This window comes from Aeromicrobium sp. (assembly GCF_032084975.1).
GTDB lineage: Bacteria > Actinomycetota > Actinomycetes > Propionibacteriales > Nocardioidaceae > Aeromicrobium.
This window is the reverse complement of the sequence record NZ_DAMDLR010000122.1, coordinates 4,691-5,006: the sequence shown is the minus strand read 5'-3', so window position 1 is coordinate 5,006 and position 316 is coordinate 4,691. Positions and strand designations below refer to the sequence as shown.

General features: G+C 77.2%; 1 pseudogene. It reads left to right on the top strand.

The window, feature by feature from the left end:
* Window positions 1–316: pseudogene (locus tag RT323_RS15965) on the top strand (Dak phosphatase); the annotation flags it as partial.

Here is a 316-nt window from a genome sequence, read left to right as displayed (position 1 = left end):
GGGTGCGGCCCGCGAGGCGCTCGCCCTCACCCCCACCCAGTTCGAGCTGCTGGCCCGCGCGGGCGTCGTCGACGCCGGTGGCCGCGCGCTGGTCGTCGTCCTGGACGCGGTCGCATTCGCGCTCACCGGCCGCACCCCCTCGCCCCGTGCCGCGACCGTGCCCGTGCCGGTCCTGGTCCCGGGGGAGGACCTCGACGAGGGCGGACCCGCGTACGAGGTCATGTACCTGCTGCGTGCGGCCGACGAGGCCATCGCCGACCTGCGTGCGGCGCTCGACCCACTCGGCGACTCGCTCGTCGTCGTGGGGGGCGAGGGC